We start from the raw sequence: 2,038 nt of genomic DNA, 5'->3' as shown, positions 1-2,038 counted from the left end.
ACGGAAGGCGGGGCGTCTTCTGCTCGTCCTCCGGAGCGTGTTCCTCGATGAATTCGTCCACCGGGTCGGTGCCGTACGCCGCAGCCTGGCGCTTCGCGGACAGGCCGCGGAGGACCTCCACCCCGATGGGCAGGACCGACACCAGCACGATGACAATGAAGATGATGTCGAGGTTGTCGCGGACCCACGGGATGCGGTCGCCCAGGAGGTAGCCGAGCAGGGTAACCCCGCCGCCCCACAGCACCGCGCCGATGACGTTGTACAGGAAGAACTTCTTCCGGTTCATCTGCGCCACGCCCACGATCACCGGGACAAAGGTACGGATGATGGGGACGAACCGGGCAAGGATCAGCGCCTTGCCGCCGTGCTTTTCAAAGAAGGCGTGCGCGTTCTCCACGTTCTCACGCTTGAACAGGCGGGAGTTGGGCTTGTTGAAGATGGCGGGGCCGGCCTTGGAGCCGATCAGGTACCCCGTCTGGTTGCCGATGATGGCGGAAATCACAATCAGCAGCGCGAACAGCCACACGTTGAACTTGATGGTGTCCGTTGCAACGAGCAGGCCAGCGGTGAACAGCATGGAGTCGCCCGGCAGGAAGAACCCCACCAGCAGGCCGGTTTCCGCGAAGACGATTCCGCACACAAGGAGGACCACCCACGGTGCGAGGGCAGGATCGGCCAGGAAGATCTGGGGGTTCAGCCAGTCGGGCAGGAAGGAGGCCAGCTGCGGCTGGACCGGTCCTGCCCCGCCCAGCATGGACACAGCGAGGTCGTTCATCACAGGAAAGTTCACCCCTCAAGGGTACTTGACAGGTTTGGCCGGCTTCCGGCGGTAAGGTTGGGCCGTGGGTTTGGACTTTACTGCGATCGACTTTGAGACGGCGAACGGCTTCCGGGGCTCGCCCTGCTCGGTGGGACTCACCAAGGTCCGGGGCGGACGGATTGTGGAGGAAGCCTCGTGGCTGATGCGGCCCCCGCGGAACCACGACCATTTCGACTACCACAACGTCCGGATCCACGGCATCAGCGCCGCAGACGTCGCCGGGCAGCCCCGCTTCGGCGAACTCTTCGCCGAGATCGGTGCCTTTATCGGTGATGACGTGCTGGCCGCCCACAATGCGGCGTTCGACCTCGGCGTGATCCGCTCAGCCCTGGAGGTGTCGGGGCTTCCCGGGCCGGCCTACGACTATGTCTGCACCGTGATGCTGTCCCGGCGGTGCTATTCGCTGGTATCCAACTCCCTGCCGTTTGCCGCCGAGGAAGCCGGTGTGCCCCTGGTCAAGCACCACGACGCCGCGGAGGACGCCCGCGCCTGCGCCGGCATCCTGATCGACATCGCGCGGCGCAACGGTGCCAACAGCCTCGCCGAGCTCTACCTCTCGCTCGGCCTGGTGATGCCCCGGCAACAGGCGTTCGACCCGGCCGTCGACGCCTTGTCCAAACCCAGCCTCGCCGCCGTCGCCGGCTCCTCTGCCAATGGCGCGGCGCTGGTCCGGCCGTTCCAGTCCGGCTGGCCGGAGGAAGGGATCAATCCTGACCCGAATCCGGAGGCCGAGCCCGGCCATCCGCTGTTCGGGCAGACCGTGGTTTTTACGGGCCAGCTCTCCATCGGACGCCCGGAAGCCAAGGTGCGATCGGCCGAGGTGGGCGCCCGCACGGAAAGCCGGGTGACCGGCCGCACCACTGTCCTGGTGGTGGGTGACGGTTTTGTGGCTTCAGATCTCCGCTCGGGCCGGTTGACGGGCAAGGCGCGCCGCGTGCTGGAGCTCCATGAACGCGGACAGTCGATCGAGGTGCTGTCCGAGGGTGAATTCCTGCAGATGGTGGGCAGCTTTGCGGGAGCCACCGCGTAGGGCTGCCTGGCGCCGGGCTGCCTCGCCAGCCAGGCATGGCCAAGTTCATGGGGCGCAATAAACCTTCCCTGCTCTTCCGCCCGCTCCTACCCTTGCACCATGACCGTGTTTGCGTTCCCGAATCCCGTCAATGAATACGCGGCCCGCGTCACGGCGGGCCTGGTTGTCCTCCTTGCGCTGGTCACCGC

The 2,038-nt window shown here is 65.9% G+C and carries 2 protein-coding genes and 1 pseudogene; 2 read left to right on the top strand and 1 reads right to left on the bottom strand.

Annotated elements, in window-relative coordinates; all coding sequences use genetic code 11:
• Positions 1-775 (bottom strand): VTT domain-containing protein (locus P2Q66_RS13950; RefSeq protein WP_079597756.1); only part of this gene is annotated, 775 nt, incomplete at its 3' end.
• A gap of 67 nt (positions 776-842) precedes the next feature.
• On the opposite strand from P2Q66_RS13950, the gene P2Q66_RS13945 reads away from it, so the two are divergent.
• Both P2Q66_RS13945 and P2Q66_RS13940 read left to right on the top strand, forming a co-directional pair.
• Entirely contained in the window at positions 843-1,850 is a 1,008-nt protein-coding gene (locus tag P2Q66_RS13945; RefSeq protein WP_275729011.1) for an exonuclease domain-containing protein, read from the top strand.
• A 99-nt stretch (positions 1,851-1,949) separates the two neighbouring features.
• Positions 1,950-2,038, top strand: a pseudogene (locus P2Q66_RS13940) (DUF4395 domain-containing protein); the annotation flags it as partial.

The organism is Arthrobacter sp. Cr_A7 (assembly GCF_029222765.1).
Taxonomy (GTDB): Bacteria; Actinomycetota; Actinomycetes; order Actinomycetales; family Micrococcaceae; genus Arthrobacter.
This window is presented reverse-complemented; position numbering and strand designations above follow the sequence as displayed.